Genomic DNA, 14,886 nt, shown 5'->3' with positions numbered 1-14,886 from the left:
TGCGCGGCGGGGGCGAAAAAAAAATTATCCGACAGGAGCCAGGGGCGATACGGCCGGCCCGTTCAAAGCCGTGCCGTCGACGGCAAAATGCGAGCCGTGGCAGGGGCAGTCCCAGCAGCGTTCCAATGAGTTCCAATGGACGTGGCAGCCGACATGGGTGCATGCGGCCGAGCGCTTGTGGAGCGTGCCGTCCTCATCGCGAAAAGCCGCGACTTTGGTAAGCCCTTCGCGCACGATGGCGCCCTCTCCCGGCCGCAGCTTATCGGCGGAATCGATTTCGCCAGGCGCGACATACTCGGCAAAACTCCTGATCGCTGTCGCATTCTCCGCCAAATAGTCGCCGATCGCCCGTACCGTCTTGCGGGAGGGTTCGTAAAGTTCCCGCCAAGGGCTTTCCCCCTTCAGGATCAGGTCGGAAACCAATTGGCCGGCAACAACCCCATGGGTGATGCCCTGACCGGAATCGCCGGTGACCACGAAGACATGCCGGTTGCCGGGATTGCGGCCGATGAACCCGGCATAGTCGACGGTCTCCATCACCTGCCCGGACCATCGATTGGTTTCCGCGCCGATATCGGGCACCAATTTTTTGATCCAGTCCGCCAGGCCCGCGAAGCGGTTGTCGGCATCGTCGGCCTGCCCTGTCTTGTGGTCCTCACCACCGACGATCAGAAAGTCGGTTTTGCCTTCACCAGGCTGCAGGCGAACGTAGTGATAGGGATCCAGCGTGTCCCAATAGAGTGCATCCGGCAAAACGTCGCGCGCGATCTCGAACGACATCGCGTAGGTCCGATACGGCGCTTGCTTGGTGTGGAGCGCGACCCGATCGTTGATCGGCGAATTAGTGGCGACAACGGCCGATCTGGCAGACACGGTAAAGCCCGAGACCGTGCTTACGCGGACGCCGCCGTCGGTCTCCGCGACCTTGTCGACGATGGTCTGCGCATAAAGCATGCCGCCGCGCGCGCGAATGCCCGCAGCCAGCCCGCGGAGATATTCGAGGGGGTGAAATGTCGCCTGATTGGCGTAGCGAAGGACGGGCGTATCCGAAAAGCCTGCAAACGACACGCCTGCGGTTTTCTCGACGTCGACACCAATCTTCAGAGCGGCGCCCAGTTCGCGCTCGATGACGGATTCCCTTCTGCCTGACGCCGGAAACAGAAAGCCGTCGAGGCGGCGGAAATCACACGCGATACCCTCTGCTTCCTGGATCGATTGGACACGGTCGATAGCCGCCGACTGGCTTTGGTAGTAAATCCGCGCCAGTTCCTCGCCGCGCAATTTGATCAGTTCCGAAAAATAGTCGTCGCAGATCGACGACAGATGCGCGGTGGTGCGTGCCGTCATGCCGCTTCCGATCCGGCCGCGATCGAGCACCGCCACCTTTTGCCCGGCGACGGCCAGTTGGTAGGCGACCGACAGTCCGGCAATGCCAGATCCGACGACCACGACATCGACCTGTTCACTCCGCTCGAGCGGAACCGCCTCAGGCGCGACTTCGGTTGCCGCCCAAAGCGATACAGTCCTTTCATCGCTGACATTCATTGGCGGAGCCCTTCATACCCGACATTCGGATAAACGGACGCCAAGATTCAAAGTTCCTCGACGCCTGAATGCCTGCGTAAGCTTGACGTCACCGCCGGTCCGCCCCGACGCGTTGTGAGCCGGCCTGGCTGGGCGGTGCGATGCACTTTGCGTCAGGAGGGATCGTTTCCTGCAAATGCGACATTCGAGGCAGCCCTGGTCGTCAGACCAAAGCGTTGCGCCGCCCCAGGCGACCAGGGCGATGCCGGCCGGCCGACCAACCCACTGGCCGGCAGGAAACACCGGTTCGACGAGAACCCACGAAGGTCCCGAAATGACCCAGAAGCGGGCGTTCGGCAGCGATCCGAGCAGCAACGATTTGGCAGGACCGAAAATCGGCATGGAATGTCGCAATCATCATCATGTCCCGTCCAAGTTGTGGACACGTCCTTCTCAAAGGCGCACTCTTGGCATGCGAAACGCGAGCCAGAGTTTCGTCCAACGCTTCACATGCCTGACTTGCGTCGGTGATTGTCTGAGCCATCCGGATACTTCCGAATGGGCAGACTTCACATTGTGTCGCCTATCCGTGATCAGGCTACGGCCGAAGGCACGTTGCAGCCCGTTCCGGATCAACGATCAACTGGGAGGTAAACAACATGCCTGATTTTCAGCGCAGAGAACTTCTTGTTCAAGGAAGCGCGGCTCTTGCCGCAATTGCTGCTCTCTATACCTCGCGTCGGGCTTACGCTTTTCCAACACGGCCGAGCGAGGAAGTTATTCCATGGCTGGATCAGCCGACCGAAAATCCCGATCCGGTAGGTATCCAGAAACAGCTTGTCTGGGAAGATTTGGATAGCTGGATAACGCCAAACGACAAGTTCTTCAGCATCTCGCATTTCAACCGACCAACGATCGACGAGAAGACATGGTCGATGGAGATCGGAGGCCTGGTCAACAAGCCCTTAAAATTGACGCTCGCCGACATCAGGGCACGACCGCGGCAGGAGGTCGTTTTCACAGTGGAATGCTCGGGCAACCACGGGTTTCCCTTCTTCACCGGCGGCATCGGCAATGCCCGCTGGGCTGGGACGCCGCTCGCCCCGATCCTCGAGGAAGCCGGCGTTCTGGAGAAGGGCATCGAGGTCGTCTTTTTCGGTACTGACAAAGGCGAGGTCGCAATACGCGACGTCAAGATGCAGCAGAACTTCGCTCGCAGCATGTCGCTCGCCCACGCGATGAACCCCGATAATCTCCTCTGCTATGAAATGAATGGGAGCCGTCTTGCCGGCGCCCAATGGCTTCCCGGTACGGCTCATTGCGCCAGGCTGGTACGGGATCGCCAACGTCAAGTGGCTAAAGCGCATCGAGGTTCGCGATACGCGGTTCATGAGCCTTCTGATGGCCCGTGACTATGTCACCATCCGGGAGGAGGACCACAACGGCGAGACCGTATGGGCCGAGACGTCAGTCGGGCGAGCGCTGATAAAGTCCGCGCCTGCGAAGGTTACCCGGAAAGACTCGGATTACCGCATCGTTGGCGCAGCCTGGGGGGCGCCGATCGACCGGGTCGAAGTTCAAATCGACCAGGGGCCTTGGGCACCAGCGACCATTGACCACAGTGAGGAGGCAGAGCACGCCTGGAAAATTTGGTCCCTGGCTTGGGCAAATCCCTCTCCTGGAGAACACACGGTGACCTCGCGCGCGGTCAGCACCACGGGACAAATTCAACCGGCGATGGACGATCCCTTGATTGCCAAGAAACACACATACTGGGAGAGCAATGGCCAGGTGACGCGCCGCGTGCGTGTCGGCTAGAGCATTTTGCAGCCAAATGGAATCATTTTGCGTCCGCATAAATGCGGCAAAACAAATAGTTAGAGTGGGTTACCGGTTCCAGGAGAGCCGGAACCGCTCTAAGAACTTGCGGCCATCTGGCAATTGCGTTTGGGTCAACTAGGAAGAGGCTGCCTGATCCGAAAGCTGGCGCCGCTCTATATCGAGCATGACGGCTGTGGGCCGTAGATCCTCTTCGCGACGATACCGCTCCCCGAAATCGGAAGCGGAACCCTTCAGCTTGGTGACCGAGGCGATGGCAGACTTGTCCGGTGGCGCAACCTTGGCCCCGTCGCCTCCGCGCGCCATCGCGGCAAGCCCCTCACCGCTCTATCGTACTGATCTCCGCATCGGGCAAGCACCAGGGTGCGTAGCGGAAATCCCGGATCTGGATGACCTCCTCGCCCGCCCATTCGACCAGCATGAAGCCGCGCACGGCGCCGTCCGGGTCCCCAGGGTTGCGGATGAGGATCGCCGGCCGGCCGTCGACAAAGCCCAGCGACAGCGCCCAATCGGTCGCGCGGTCGTAATTGCCGAAATAGGTCGACACTTCGGCCTTGCCGCGCAGGCGGACGCGGTTGACGACATCGAGCCGGACGTCCTCGGCGATCAGAGCCCTGACCGCGTCGAAGTCGCGCGCGTTGAACAGGTCGACATAGCGCCGCAGCCGGCGCTCGTCATCGGCGTCGAGCCTCGGCGCGAGCGCCTGCTCGGGCTGCAGCGCCAGCAGCTTGAGCTGCGCCCGCCCGCGATGCAGCGCGGCCTTGGTGGCGGCGAGCGTCGCGCCGGTGACTTCGCAGGTCTCGTGCAGGCTGAGGCCGAGCACGTCGACCAGGATCACGGCGCTGCGCTGCGGCACCGAAAGCTGCATGAAGGAGCGCAGGCCGGTCTGGGCGGCGAGCCGGCTGTCGGCGCTGCCGGAGGGATCCTCGATGACGCTCATGTCGGCCTCGGTCATGCGCGACCTTTCCCGATTGCGCCGCCGCAGATGATCCTGCGCGGCATTGTGGGCGATGCGAAACAGCCATTGCTCCGGCCGTTCGACCATCGCGCCGCCGTCGATCGCCTGCAGCGCCTTGATCAGCACCTCCTGGACGATATCCTCGCCGTCGATCACCGAGCCGGCCATGCGCGCGCAGTAACGATGCAGCCTTGGCCGCAACCCGACGAGCATCGCCTCCAAAGTCGCCCTGTTCATTTTCGGCGTAGCTTCCCATTTCTGCGCGAGCGGCATGGCAGGCGCTACCCGGCGTTTTGATCCGCCAGCATACGGTAGTTGCCGATGACTTTGACAGGCGATCGCATTGCCGGGGTCGAGCGGCGCTGGGCGTGGTTTTCCGTAAACGCCTTGAAGGCCGCAAGCCCGGTCAGCGTCGACGAATCGCCGTCCTGACCGACGATGTGGACGAACGAACCATCGTCCAGCTCGAGCACGAGATAGCGCACCGTCGGCGGTGCCGCCTCGCCCAGCGCTTCGAACACTTTTTCGACCAGCGCGCGGTTATTGTCCAGGTCGGCTTGGTTCACACCATATCGAATAAGCGCATAGTTCATCGTCGTCTCCTGACTGGTTGGTATGAACGAAGGACGACCGGCCGCGCCGAAAAGATTCTCACTACCGAAGAATCTTTTCGGTTGCCCGCATCGTCTTTTCCGCGTGGGCGGCTGCGCGGCAGCCATCAAGCAGGAGAGACGATCATGCATATCCAGTTTGCCGAGCTTCCAGTGTTCGACCAGGACCGTGCCAAGGCGTTCTACACCAGGCATCTCGCCTGTCAGGTGCTGGCCGACCAGAAGATGGGCGATGGCGGCTGGCGCTGGATCGAGCTGGCGTTTCCGCATGCCGTGACGAACCTGCATTTCATCAGGCGCGCCGACGACACCCCCGCCGCGGAGCCGGTATTGGTGCTGGTCGACGAAAATGTCGGAGCAATGACCGCGGCGTTGAAAGCGGGCGGCGTCGAGACCGTCACCGAACCTCATGAGGCGCCGTGGCAGCCGGGCCGCACGGTGGCGGAGTTTCGCGACAGCGAAGGCAACCGCATGGTCCTCGCCAGCCGATAAGCCTCCGGAACCCTCTGTCTGGCGGGGCGTCGTACCTAAGTCCTACCTCCGGCCGGACCATCGGCCGTGCTTCCTTCGCATTATTATTTCGTGACCTCTGCGCGCCGGAACCTTCCCTTGCATCGGGCGTTCGGGCGCTGTATTCGCGATGCCTCATATTTAGGCAGGCGGAGGAAATGCGAATAAGGGCGGGTGGCAAAACAAACATGGGCCGGGGAGGAGCATCTTACCATGTCGAACCGTAAAATCGGAATGTCCCACAGTTTGGGGCTGCGCGTTGCTGACCTCAAAGCCAGAATGCGAAGCGCCCAGATCACCGAGCACGAGATGAAGACGTTTCAGAAAGTTGCCGCCATCATGGGAGGCGCCGAAGGCTCCCTGCGGCTGGATGCCGACGATCTGATCGCCGCATCCTTCCTTGCCGACCCCTTAGAAGATCTCCCGCTACCCAGGTGAAGGGGGTGAACGCTGGTCAAATCCTATCGGGATTGAACCTGCGATTCCCGCCGGCGGAGCATCCGCCAGCCCAAGCCGCATGCCAAGAGGACGTTGGCCAGCGCCAGACCGGAAAGCGCGGCCAACGTCCCATGCGGGCCGAAGCGCTCCAGCAGCAATGCGCCGGCCGAGGGTGCCGCCGCCTGGGCGATCAGGCTCGGCATGGCGAGGCGACCCATTAGTCTCGCATAGCCGTTCGAGCCGAACAGCGCGAGCGGCAGCGTTCCCCGTGCGATGGATTCGAGGCCGATGCCCGCGCCATAGAAACCGAGCGCCACCGGGATGATTGGCATGCCGGCCCAGAGCGCCGAAACGCCGATCGCCACAAAGGCAACTGAGGCGAACTTGGTCAGGATCGGATGGTGGTAGCGCGCAATCATCATCTCGATCGCGCGCGCCGCCACCTGGGACGGGCCGACCAGAGCGCCGAGCCCGACGGCTGCGGCCAGCGCCATGCCGCTGCCCTGCAGGATGGTGAGCAGATGCACCGACAGCGTCGAGGAGATTACCGCCGCAAGCGTGAGGGTCGCGGCCAGAACGATCATGATCGACGGATCCATATTGTTTTCCAGGACCGGTGCCGCCTCCTTCAATTCTGGTTTGACTGCCGGTTGCGGCGCCGCGCGGGGCAGGATCACCAGATAGAGCGGAAGCGCAATTGCCAGCTGAAAGGCGGCGTAAACCAGGCAGGTGCCGCGCCAGCCGACCTCCCCCAGCAGCAAGGCTGAGATCGGCCAGCAGATCGTGCTCGCAAGACCGCCGAACAGCGTCAGCGCGGTGATTGCGGAGCGCGCGCCGTGGCCGTAGTGGCGGCCAAGCGTGGCGAAAGCGGCATCGTAGAGCCCCGCACCCATGCCCAGTCCGATGATCAGCCAGGCAGCGATATAGGCCGCAAGGTTGGGAGCAAGGGCTAGCCCGATCTGGCCGACCCCGATGCATCCGGCGCTGAATGCCAGGACGTTGCGGCCGCCATCCCGCTCGATCGATGAACCGACGCGCGGAGAAATCAATCCCGCCATGAGCAAGCCGAGAGACAGCCCGCCGACAACCCATGCCAGCGGCCAGCCGGTATCGGAGGAGACCGCCGGTGCAATGACCGCGGGAAGATAGTAGGACGATCCCCACGCCATGATCTGCGTCAGGCCAAGCGTGGTTATGATCACGCCGCGGCTGCGCAGGATGGCCGTCGAAGGCGGCGAAAGGCTCATGCCGCGACGCTGCAGCCGCAACCGCTTTTGCCGATCGTCTTCGCCTCGACATCGGCGACACAGCAGGCATCCGAAGCGGCGGGCGCCGGACCGCCGCAGCACCCCTTGTCGGCAGTACCGATGGTCGGCACGGTGCAGACGCCGGTCTCCGGCAGCACGAGCTGTACATTGTCGGCCGCCACCATGTCGCCGGCGATCGCTGCGGCGACGGAGCGGACCTGCTCATAGCCGGTCAGCAGCAGGAAGGTCGGCGCGCGGCCATAGCTCTTGATGCCGACCGTATAGAACCGTTGCTCTGGATGGCTGAGCTCGCGGTGGCCGTGCGGCGGCACGTCGCCGCAGGAGTGCTCGTTGGGATCGATCAGCGGCCCCAGTGCCTTGACGCTTTCCAGCCACGGATCGAGCTCGAGCCGAAGCTCGCGCGTCAGCGACAGATCCGGGCGTTGTCCGGTCGCGGCGATGATGCGGTCGACCGGGCCAAGCGCCTGCAAGCCGTCCCTGGTCTGGCCTTCGACGACCAGCCGTCCGTCGGCATCGCGGATCGAAACAGCCGCAAAGCCCGTCACCAGCCTGACGCCGCCGCTCTCGGCGAGTTCGCGCACTTCGGCGCCGAGTTCGCCCCGTGCCGGCAATTGGTCGGCATCGCCGCCGCCATAGATGCGCACCAGATCGGTGCCGCGCGTTGTCCAGATGAAAGCCGTGCCGGCCTCCACATTTGCCAGGCTGGCGAGATCCAGCACCGCATTGGCGGCCGAATGGCCGGAGCCGGCGACCAGCGTCGTCTTCCCCGCATAAAGGCTGCGGTCGCGGCCGAGAATATCGGGTATGCCGTAGGCGATGCGGTCGGCAAATTCGGCTTCGCCTTCTGCAGGAATTCCGCCGGCGCCGAGCGGGTTCGGCATCTGCCAGGTTCCCGACGCATCGATGACGGCGCGGGCGCTGTCGCGCCTGGTGCCGGTGGCGGTTTCGACCACCAGCATGAATGGCCGGTTCCCGCGTCCCTTGCTCAGCACCTTGTCGGCGCCCCAGCGCGAAATGCCGAAGACGCGGACGCCGGTTTCGATCGACGGCGACAATTGCGGAAGCTTTGCAAGCGGCTCGAGATAGTCCGCGACGAGGTCGTCCGCGGTCGGGAATGCCTCGGGCTCGGGCATCCGCCAGCCATGCGCCTCGAGCAGGTCTCTGGCCGCCTGATCGACGCAATAGCGCCAAGGCGTGAACACCCGGACATGGCCCCAATCCCTGAGATTGGATGCAACCGCATTGCCGGCTTCATAGACTTTGACAGGAACGCCCTGCGCGATGAGGTGGACCGCTGCCGCCAGACCGACCGGCCCGGCGCCGATCACCGCCACAGGGAGTTTTTCGATCGTATCCATATCTTCCATCCTTCCGGTAATTTCGAATTATAATGCCAAAAAAATCACGCCGCCGTTTTGGCGACCGCTTCCGCCGATGCCGGCGCACAGGTGCCGTCGGCGCAGCATTCGTCCGCGAGGTATCCGATGAGCCCGTTCATGGCGGGATAGTTGGCCCGGCAGATCAGCGTGGTCGCCTGGCGCTCCTGCGTTACCAGGCCGGTGTCGACCAGCCGCTTGAGGTGATGCGACAGCGTCGAGGCGGCGATGCCGAGCCTGTCCTGGATGCGCCCGACCGGCAGCCCCTCATCGCCGGCTCGCACCAGCGTCCGATAGAGCTGCAACCGCGTCGGGTTGCCGAGGGCTTCAAGTTGCGCGGCTGCTTTTTCGAGTTTCATGGAAATAAGCTATTTCCAGAATCGCTGCACGTCAAGAGAATTTCGACAAAGATCGAAATAAGACGATATCTAGCCGACGCGCTTACCGCTGGCGTCGATGACGACCTCGCCGTCCTCCTTGGTGAACGGGCCGATATCCGGATTGGGCAGGATATCGAGCACCGCTTCGGAGGGTCGGGCGAGCATGGTGCCGAGCGGCGTCACCACGATAGGCCGGTTGATCAGGATCGGATGCGCCAGCATGAAATCGAGGATCTCGTCGTCGCTCCACTTGGGGTCGCCCAGGCCGAGTTCGCCATAGGGCGTGCCCTTCTCTCGTAGCAATTGGCGCGGCGTCATGCCCATCGCCGCGATCAGCTCGACGAGTTTTTGCCGCGATGGCGGGTTCTTCAGATATTCGATCACCTCCGGCTCCTCGCCGGACTGCCTGATCATGGCCAGCGTGTTGCGCGAGGTGCCGCAATCGGGGTTGTGGTAGATGGTGATGGTCATTGCGCAGCTTTCATCTGTCGGACTGGTTTCGGTTGGACGAGCAGCCACCCTGCCAATGCCATGGCCAGCAACGCGCCCAAAAGCTCGGCGGCGATGAACCCCGCCAGATCGGCGGGGCGGATCCCGGCAAACGTGTTGGAGAACGCACGGGCGATGGCGACGGCCGGATTGGCGAAGGATGTCGACGCGGTGAACCAATAGGCGGCGGTGATATAGAGCCCGACCAGCCAGGGGATCGAATCCGGACGTGAGCGCAGGCCGGCGAGGATGGTGAAGACCAGCCCGAAGGCGGCAACCAGCTCCGCAATCCATTGCCCGCTTCCGGTTCGCACCGTCGCCGACACTTGCAGGATCGGCAGTTCGAACATCGCATGCGCGAGCAACGTTCCGGCGATGCCGCCGGCAATCTGGGCGGCGACGTAAGCAAGCGCCGCGTTCGTTTCGATCTCGCGTCGAAGCGCAAATACCAGCGTCACCGCCGGGTTGAAGTGCGCTCCGGATATCGGCCCGAATATGGTGATGAGCACGACCAGGATCGCCCCGGTCGGCAAGGTGTTGCCGAGCAGGGAGACGGCGACATCATTGCTCAGCCTGTCAGCCATGATGCCGGAACCGACCACGGTGGCGACCAGCAGAGCTGTGCCGAGGGCTTCGGCGGCAAGGCGGCGGGAAAGATTGACCAAGACGAACCTCCTCCCCCTAGCAGTTGCAGGTCACAGCCTGGATGACAGGTTGGCAAAGTTCCGGCGCGCCATTGCAGCAATCCTCCATGAGGTAGGCCAGCAGATCGCGAAAGCCGGTCATATCGGCGAAGTAGCGCACGCTGCGGCCCTCTCGTTCGGTCCGCACCAGGCCGGCATGGGACAGTATCTTGAGATGGGCCGACATCGTATTCGGCAACGCGGCGAGCCGTGAGGCGATCTCGCCCGCAGCTACGCCCTCGGCGCCGGCCCGCACCAAAAGGCGAAAAACGTCCAGCCGGGTCTCCTGGCCGAGCGCGGCAAGTGCGGAAAGGGCGAGCGTCTTGTCCATATTTCCAGATTTCCAGAAATGGGGAATAGAGTCAACGCGCCTGTTCCGGTGGCGGCTCGCCTAGCTTATCAGCCAGGCACTGTGGCGGCGACCGCATCAGCGCGACCAAGGCTTGCAACCGCTTTCCTGACCCGCTGCAGATGCGCCTGGCGACCGGCGGCCGAGACGCTGTCCATCCGGTAGAGCGCCAGGAATTTGGTCCGGCACAGCGGATGGCAGACGGAGCGGAAGCCGCGCAGCAGGGTTCGCCGGCCGGGCTGCCCCATGATCCACGACATCAGCGGCGTGGCACCGCATGTGGTCATCGCCATCACCCGGCGTATGTGCCGCAATTTGGGCCGCGGACCGCGTCGTGCGGTCGGCATCTCGAAAGCGAAGCCCGGCACCAGCACGCGCTCCAGCCAGCCTTTCAGCATCGCCGGCACGCCATACCACCAGGTCGGGTAAATGAAGACGACCGCCTCCGCCCAGAGCAGCTCCTGCGCATGTTCGTGCACGGGTTGCAGGTTCGCCGCCTTGTCGTGGTAGCCGCGCCACTCCTGCGTGCGCATGACTGGATCGAAGCCGGTCGCATAGAGGTCGAGCAGGTGGACCTGATGGCCGCGATCGGCAAGCGTCTCCAGCACCATATCGCGGACGGCGCCATTGAAGCTGTCCGTGCAGGGATGGCAATAGACGACGAGGACCTTCATCTTGCGCTCAGCCCGGTCGGTCACGAGAGGATCGCGGTGGTGCCTGCAGGCGCGTCGCATGCAAACAAGCCACCCGCAGACATAGTCGATCAGCTGTTTTCATGCGAAGCCCCGCAGCCCGTATCAAGACGCAACAGCTCCAGTCACGTCAAGGCCCGCTCGTTCGCCCAAAGAAAATTGCGCAGACATGGGCTTGCCGGAGGGCGCTGTCCCGGCCCTTCTGTCCCGCAAGCCGTCCGGTCCTTCAGTCGCCCATAAGCATTGCTTTCAGAGCATCCGCACCTAGCTTCAGGGCGTATCCAAAACCTCGGGAGAAAAAGATGCAGACAGGAAAACTGAGCGGCAAGATCGCCTTGGTGACTGGTGCCTCCTCAGGCATTGGCGAGGCCACCGCCTTGGCGCTGGCGGCCGAGGGCGCCACGCTGGTGATTGCTGCGCGGCGCGCCGAGCGCCTGGACAATCTGGCGAGGCGGATCCGTGAGACCGGCAGTGCGGCGCTGCCGATTGTCGTCGACGTCACCGACGAAACGCAAGCCACGGCGATGGTCGAACGGGTCCAGCAGGAGTACGGCCGGCTCGACATTCTGCTTGCGGTTGCAGGCGTCGGCGTCGCCGCGCCGTTCCGCAACACGACGCCGGAAGAGTACCGCCGGATGGTCGACGTCAACATTCTCGGGCTGCTTTATCCGATCCATGCGGCACTGCCCTCGATGCAGCGGCAAGGCGCCGGCCACATCGTCGTCGTCTCATCCGGCACCGGCCGTTATATCCACCCTTCGGTGGTCTATTCCGGCACCAAGCACGCGGTGAGCGCGATGGCGGAATCGCTGCGCCGCGAGATCGGCAAGGACGGTATCCGCGTCACCTGCATCGAGCCCGGCGCCGTCAAGACCGAGTTCACCCAGAATATGCGCGCGGATGTGCGCCAGGCGGTCGAGCAAAGGCTGGGCGACATGCAGCAACTAGAAAGCGAGGACATCGCCGCCGCCATCTTATACGCGGTGACCCAGCCGCCACGGGTCAACGTCAACATCCTGACCCTCTATCCGACCGAGCAGGCGTGAGGGCCGCAAAGGTGGTACCCTGCCGCCCCCCGCAGCCCTGCAGTATCATCCGCCGGTCATCAGCGTGAACACAAGCTGCCGCAGCTTGCCGCCCGGGCCGAATTCGACCCGGTCGAAATCGCGGCTCGCCTGCCGCTGTGCCTGCGAAATTCCGGCGAGACGTCTCGTAACTTCGGTCCTGATCTTGCTGCAGCCACGGTCATCGGCGACGGTCAGGCCGATGGTGGCCGCCTCGATCTTATGCACCATGTCGATGATGCTGGCGCCATGCACCTTCTCGTGGGCGGCAAGGCCGGCTGAGAAGATCTCCCAGTTCTTCTGGATTGCGCCCGGCAGCCGCGCGGCCGGTTTCGGCAAGGTGTAGGTGATGATCAGCTTCGGCCGCGCCGACACCAGTACGCAGGCGTCGCCTTGCGGCTGGTAGTCCCTCACCCAGGTCAACTTGAAATTGGTATGCGCGATGACGCGGCGCTCGCCGAGCAGCGGCCCGCGCCCGCCGATCGAGGCATAGAGCTCCGGGCCGGACTGCCCCGAGATGGCGTAGGTCTCGACCTTCTCGACCGCCTGCCAGCCGGCATGCGCCAGCGACGTCGGCAGAAAGGCGAGCAGCAGGCAAAGGCGAACGGCTGTTTTCATGCAAGTCCTCGCAGCCGCCGTGATCGATGCAAGTGGCGAGCAGTTCCCTTCCGCGGACAGCCGGCAGCCGGCTATACTGGGATGCTCGTATACAAGAATCCACAGGCAACGCCATGTCGCCGCGATCGAACATTGCCCGGCAACGCCCTGCCCCCCGGACCCAGCTTCCCGGTGAGCCTGCCGCGCGCTGTCTAAATTGGCCTGTGCTCGCGCAAGTCGGAGTGCGTTATCGCTTCTAGCTGACGCCTGAATGCTTCGAGTCGGGGTTGACATTCTGTGAAGGTGCGCCGGTTCTCCGATCAACTTGCCGCCAACTTCCCATGCGCATGCGTTCGGTCGGCGAGCGTTTCGATCACGCGACACTCGCCGACCCGCCCGCAGGCGCATTCCTCGACCATCTTCCGCAATTCCCTGCGCGGAGCCTTAAGACCGGCGATGCGCTTCTCCACCTCGACCAGCCGCGCCTTCGCGATCTCGTCGGCGCGGGCGCATGATTGATCCGGATCATCCTGCAGCGAAAGCAGCGTACGGATCGCATCAACCTCGAAGCCGAGTTCTCGCGCGTGCCGGATGAAGGCAAGCCGCGCTACTGCCCTCCTTCCATAGCGTCGCTGCTTTCCTTCGGTTCGACCCGTTTCGGGCAACAGCCCAATTTGCTCGTAGTAGCGGATCGTCGGTATTTTCACCTCCGCGCGACGAGACAATTCACCGATCGACAAATCCATAAAAAGCCTCTTGAACCTCTAGCCACTAGAGATCCTACAGTGTCTTCACTGAGGAGTCGCCCCATGTCTGAAGCTTGCTGCGATCATAAAACCAAAAGCTGTGCGGGACCGCCGCCGCTGGTTCTGCCGGCGAAGCTGCACGGTCATTCGCATGATCGTGCAGCGGAAGCCTCATGCTGTTCGGGCGGCGTGCCGGTCTTTGACGGCATGAACCCGCGCTACAGGCGTGTGCTGTGGACGGTCATCGCTATTAATGCGGCCATGTTCCTGACCGAAATGACTGCCGGCTCACTTGCCGGTTCTCAGGCGCTGAAGGCCGACGCGCTGGATTTCCTCGCCGACACCCTCACCTATGGGCTGAGCCTTGCGGTCATCGGCGCGAGCTTGAGGACGCGCGCAACGGCTGCGCTGCTCAAGGGTCTGTCGCTCAGCCTGATGGCGCTTTGGGTTTCCGGCTCGACCGTCTATCAGACGCTGATCCTCGGCGTACCCAGCGCGGAAGTCATGGGCATCATCGGCTTTCTGGCCCTTGCCGCCAATCTTGCTTCCGTTGGTTTTCTGATGCCCTACAAGGATGGTGACGCGAATGTCCGCTCGGTTTGGCTGTGCTCGCGCAACGACGCGATCGGCAACATGGTGGTGATGGCCGCAGCTCTCGGCGTCTGGAGTACGTCAAGCGCATGGCCGGATCTGGCCGTCGCCGCACTTATGGCCGGTATCTTTCTAACCTCATCGGTGCAAATCCTGCGGCAGGCCTGGAGCGAATACCGCGAAGCCGCACCAGACCGAACGACTGTGCCTGCCGAATGATCTGTTGGTTATGTGGGCAAGAGCGGATGTCCAGGATACCCGTCTGGTTGTCTGTAATCGGGTCACGGAGCGACGCCTTGTGAAAGCGCCGCTCCCTGTCTTCTGCGCGATCATCGCCTGATCACGCACGCTGCCGGAAAGGGCGACGTCTCCGACGGTGATCGTGACCAGGTCGCAACCCCGCAGCTTGCTGTCGATGGCAAGATTGAACAGCGCAAGATCGCGTTCCGCACCTGATACTGACTTGCGCCGCATCTGATGAAGTGGACCACGCAATGCGCGCAGTCGCGCCATTCGCTGCGCCTCTAAAAAGCGCAAGGGCCCAAGTCGACCAAGGACGCCCGTCTGGAGGAAAAATCGGTTTCGCCGCTGCGTCGCCCCACGGATGAGGCGACCCACTGTTCCGCGGCGCTCGAGACGGCTCGCGAAACGGGCGACCCGCAGATGAATTTTTCGTGTTATGATGCGCTTGCAACACGCGTAATCTCGACCTCGGCAATATGGCAGAGGTCGAAAGCTATTGCCTTGGCACAGGAAGCTTTCGCCCCCGGC

17 protein-coding genes and 2 pseudogenes are annotated in these 14,886 nt (G+C 63.0%); 5 read left to right on the top strand and 14 right to left on the bottom strand.

Annotated features, from left to right (window positions below; translation table 11 throughout):
- Window positions 1-24: 24 nt before the first annotated feature.
- Complete coding sequence (locus tag NKH42_RS27365) at window positions 25-1,545, bottom strand: FAD-dependent oxidoreductase (RefSeq protein ID WP_352974658.1); 1,521 nt, start codon at window positions 1,543-1,545, stop codon at window positions 25-27.
- Between the two features lie 638 nt (window positions 1,546-2,183).
- Between NKH42_RS27365 and NKH42_RS27360 the strand changes: the two are divergent.
- Window positions 2,184-3,342 (top strand): annotated as a pseudogene (locus NKH42_RS27360) (sulfite oxidase).
- 138 nt (window positions 3,343-3,480) lie between these two features.
- Here the strand turns inward: NKH42_RS27360 and NKH42_RS27355 are convergent.
- The 3 genes from NKH42_RS27355 to NKH42_RS27345 are packed head-to-tail and all read right to left on the bottom strand — an operon-like array spanning window position 3,481 to window position 4,914.
- Complete coding sequence (locus NKH42_RS27355) at window positions 3,481-3,669, bottom strand: hypothetical protein (RefSeq protein ID WP_352691738.1); 189 nt, start codon at window positions 3,667-3,669, stop codon at window positions 3,481-3,483.
- A 13-nt stretch (window positions 3,670-3,682) separates the two neighbouring features.
- Entirely contained in the window at window positions 3,683-4,558 is an 876-nt protein-coding gene (locus NKH42_RS27350; RefSeq protein ID WP_352691736.1) for a sigma-70 family RNA polymerase sigma factor, read from the bottom strand.
- Window positions 4,559-4,602: 44 nt separating this feature from the next.
- The gene (locus NKH42_RS27345; RefSeq protein WP_352691735.1) at window positions 4,603-4,914 is read right to left on the bottom strand and encodes a hypothetical protein; all 312 of its coding nucleotides are present in this window, start codon (window positions 4,912-4,914) and stop codon (window positions 4,603-4,605) included.
- A gap of 144 nt (window positions 4,915-5,058) precedes the next feature.
- On the opposite strand from NKH42_RS27345, the gene NKH42_RS27340 reads away from it, so the two are divergent.
- Together NKH42_RS27340 and NKH42_RS27335 are read left to right on the top strand one after the other, a co-directional pair.
- Entirely contained in the window at window positions 5,059-5,424 is a 366-nt protein-coding gene (locus NKH42_RS27340; RefSeq protein WP_352691733.1) for a VOC family protein, read from the top strand.
- A gap of 231 nt (window positions 5,425-5,655) precedes the next feature.
- Complete coding sequence (locus tag NKH42_RS27335; RefSeq protein WP_254819690.1) at window positions 5,656-5,880, top strand: hypothetical protein; 225 nt, start codon at window positions 5,656-5,658, stop codon at window positions 5,878-5,880.
- 23 nt (window positions 5,881-5,903) lie between these two features.
- On the opposite strand, the gene NKH42_RS27330 is transcribed toward NKH42_RS27335, so the two are convergent.
- The 7 genes from NKH42_RS27330 to NKH42_RS27300 form a co-directional block, all read right to left on the bottom strand.
- Entirely contained in the window at window positions 5,904-7,127 is a 1,224-nt protein-coding gene (locus NKH42_RS27330; protein WP_352691732.1) for an MFS transporter, read from the bottom strand.
- Window positions 7,124-8,506, bottom strand: coding sequence for an NAD(P)/FAD-dependent oxidoreductase (locus tag NKH42_RS27325; RefSeq protein ID WP_352691731.1), 1,383 nt, complete (start codon window positions 8,504-8,506; stop codon window positions 7,124-7,126). Before NKH42_RS27325 ends, NKH42_RS27330 begins: the two co-directional genes overlap by 4 nt.
- 44 nt (window positions 8,507-8,550) lie before the next feature.
- On the bottom strand, window positions 8,551-8,883 hold the full coding sequence (locus NKH42_RS27320; RefSeq protein ID WP_254819693.1) for an ArsR/SmtB family transcription factor: 333 nt from the start codon (window positions 8,881-8,883) through the stop codon (window positions 8,551-8,553).
- Window positions 8,884-8,952: 69 nt separating this feature from the next.
- Window positions 8,953-9,375: an arsenate reductase (glutaredoxin) gene (arsC, locus tag NKH42_RS27315; protein ID WP_254819694.1), complete on the bottom strand. Its 423-nt coding sequence runs from the start codon at window positions 9,373-9,375 to the stop codon at window positions 8,953-8,955.
- A complete protein-coding gene (locus NKH42_RS27310; protein ID WP_352507821.1) occupies window positions 9,372-10,058 on the bottom strand; it encodes an aquaporin in 687 nt (228 codons plus the stop codon). Before NKH42_RS27310 ends, arsC begins: the two co-directional genes overlap by 4 nt.
- A gap of 16 nt (window positions 10,059-10,074) precedes the next feature.
- A complete protein-coding gene (locus NKH42_RS27305) occupies window positions 10,075-10,407 on the bottom strand; it encodes an ArsR/SmtB family transcription factor (RefSeq protein WP_352475581.1) in 333 nt (110 codons plus the stop codon).
- Window positions 10,408-10,475: 68 nt separating this feature from the next.
- Window positions 10,476-11,099: an NAD(P)H-dependent oxidoreductase gene (locus NKH42_RS27300; protein WP_352507837.1), complete on the bottom strand. Its 624-nt coding sequence runs from the start codon at window positions 11,097-11,099 to the stop codon at window positions 10,476-10,478.
- A gap of 320 nt (window positions 11,100-11,419) precedes the next feature.
- Here NKH42_RS27300 and NKH42_RS27295 point away from each other — a divergent pair, with 320 nt between their 5' ends.
- Entirely contained in the window at window positions 11,420-12,163 is a 744-nt protein-coding gene (locus NKH42_RS27295; protein ID WP_352507822.1) for an SDR family oxidoreductase, read from the top strand.
- 45 nt (window positions 12,164-12,208) lie between these two features.
- Here NKH42_RS27295 and NKH42_RS27290 read toward each other — a convergent pair whose 3' ends face one another.
- Together NKH42_RS27290 and NKH42_RS27285 are read right to left on the bottom strand one after the other, a co-directional pair.
- Window positions 12,209-12,799, bottom strand: coding sequence for a DUF922 domain-containing Zn-dependent protease (locus tag NKH42_RS27290; protein ID WP_352507823.1), 591 nt, complete (start codon window positions 12,797-12,799; stop codon window positions 12,209-12,211).
- Window positions 12,800-13,098: 299 nt separating this feature from the next.
- Window positions 13,099-13,524 (bottom strand): MerR family transcriptional regulator, encoded by a 426-nt coding sequence (locus tag NKH42_RS27285; protein ID WP_352691729.1) that lies wholly within the window; start codon window positions 13,522-13,524, stop codon window positions 13,099-13,101.
- 63 nt (window positions 13,525-13,587) lie between these two features.
- On the opposite strand from NKH42_RS27285, the gene NKH42_RS27280 reads away from it, so the two are divergent.
- Window positions 13,588-14,334, top strand: coding sequence for a cation efflux transmembrane domain-containing protein (locus NKH42_RS27280; protein WP_352691728.1), 747 nt, complete (start codon window positions 13,588-13,590; stop codon window positions 14,332-14,334).
- A 99-nt stretch (window positions 14,335-14,433) separates the two neighbouring features.
- Here NKH42_RS27280 and NKH42_RS27275 read toward each other — a convergent pair.
- Window positions 14,434-14,589 (bottom strand): annotated as a pseudogene (locus NKH42_RS27275) (tyrosine-type recombinase/integrase); the annotation flags it as partial.
- Window positions 14,590-14,886: the final 297 nt, after the last annotated feature.

Origin of the sequence: Mesorhizobium sp. M1142, from assembly GCF_040318565.1 — a bacterium.
Taxonomy (GTDB): Bacteria; Pseudomonadota; Alphaproteobacteria; order Rhizobiales; family Rhizobiaceae; genus Mesorhizobium.
The sequence above is the reverse complement of the archived record's forward strand: the minus strand, read 5'-3'. Positions and strand labels throughout refer to the sequence as shown.

Excerpts from the sequence above, each read along its gene's own strand:
- NKH42_RS27365 (WP_352974658.1), bottom strand. The coding sequence starts at position 1,545 with ATGAATGTCAGCGATGAAAGGACTGTATCGCTTTGGGCGGCAACCGAA.
- NKH42_RS27355 (WP_352691738.1), bottom strand. The coding sequence starts at position 3,669 with ATGGCGCGCGGAGGCGACGGGGCCAAGGTTGCGCCACCGGACAAGTCT.
- NKH42_RS27350 (WP_352691736.1), bottom strand. The coding sequence starts at position 4,558 with ATGAACAGGGCGACTTTGGAGGCGATGCTCGTCGGGTTGCGGCCAAGG.
- NKH42_RS27345 (WP_352691735.1), bottom strand. The coding sequence starts at position 4,914 with ATGAACTATGCGCTTATTCGATATGGTGTGAACCAAGCCGACCTGGAC.
- NKH42_RS27340 (WP_352691733.1), top strand. The coding sequence starts at position 5,059 with ATGCATATCCAGTTTGCCGAGCTTCCAGTGTTCGACCAGGACCGTGCC.
- NKH42_RS27335 (WP_254819690.1), top strand. The coding sequence starts at position 5,656 with ATGTCGAACCGTAAAATCGGAATGTCCCACAGTTTGGGGCTGCGCGTT.
- NKH42_RS27330 (WP_352691732.1), bottom strand. The coding sequence starts at position 7,127 with ATGAGCCTTTCGCCGCCTTCGACGGCCATCCTGCGCAGCCGCGGCGTG.
- NKH42_RS27325 (WP_352691731.1), bottom strand. The coding sequence starts at position 8,506 with ATGGATACGATCGAAAAACTCCCTGTGGCGGTGATCGGCGCCGGGCCG.
- NKH42_RS27320 (WP_254819693.1), bottom strand. The coding sequence starts at position 8,883 with ATGAAACTCGAAAAAGCAGCCGCGCAACTTGAAGCCCTCGGCAACCCG.
- arsC (WP_254819694.1), bottom strand. The coding sequence starts at position 9,375 with ATGACCATCACCATCTACCACAACCCCGATTGCGGCACCTCGCGCAAC.
- NKH42_RS27305 (WP_352475581.1), bottom strand. The coding sequence starts at position 10,407 with ATGGACAAGACGCTCGCCCTTTCCGCACTTGCCGCGCTCGGCCAGGAG.
- NKH42_RS27300 (WP_352507837.1), bottom strand. The coding sequence starts at position 11,099 with ATGAAGGTCCTCGTCGTCTATTGCCATCCCTGCACGGACAGCTTCAAT.
- NKH42_RS27295 (WP_352507822.1), top strand. The coding sequence starts at position 11,420 with ATGCAGACAGGAAAACTGAGCGGCAAGATCGCCTTGGTGACTGGTGCC.
- NKH42_RS27290 (WP_352507823.1), bottom strand. The coding sequence starts at position 12,799 with ATGAAAACAGCCGTTCGCCTTTGCCTGCTGCTCGCCTTTCTGCCGACG.
- NKH42_RS27285 (WP_352691729.1), bottom strand. The coding sequence starts at position 13,524 with ATGGATTTGTCGATCGGTGAATTGTCTCGTCGCGCGGAGGTGAAAATA.
- NKH42_RS27280 (WP_352691728.1), top strand. The coding sequence starts at position 13,588 with ATGTCTGAAGCTTGCTGCGATCATAAAACCAAAAGCTGTGCGGGACCG.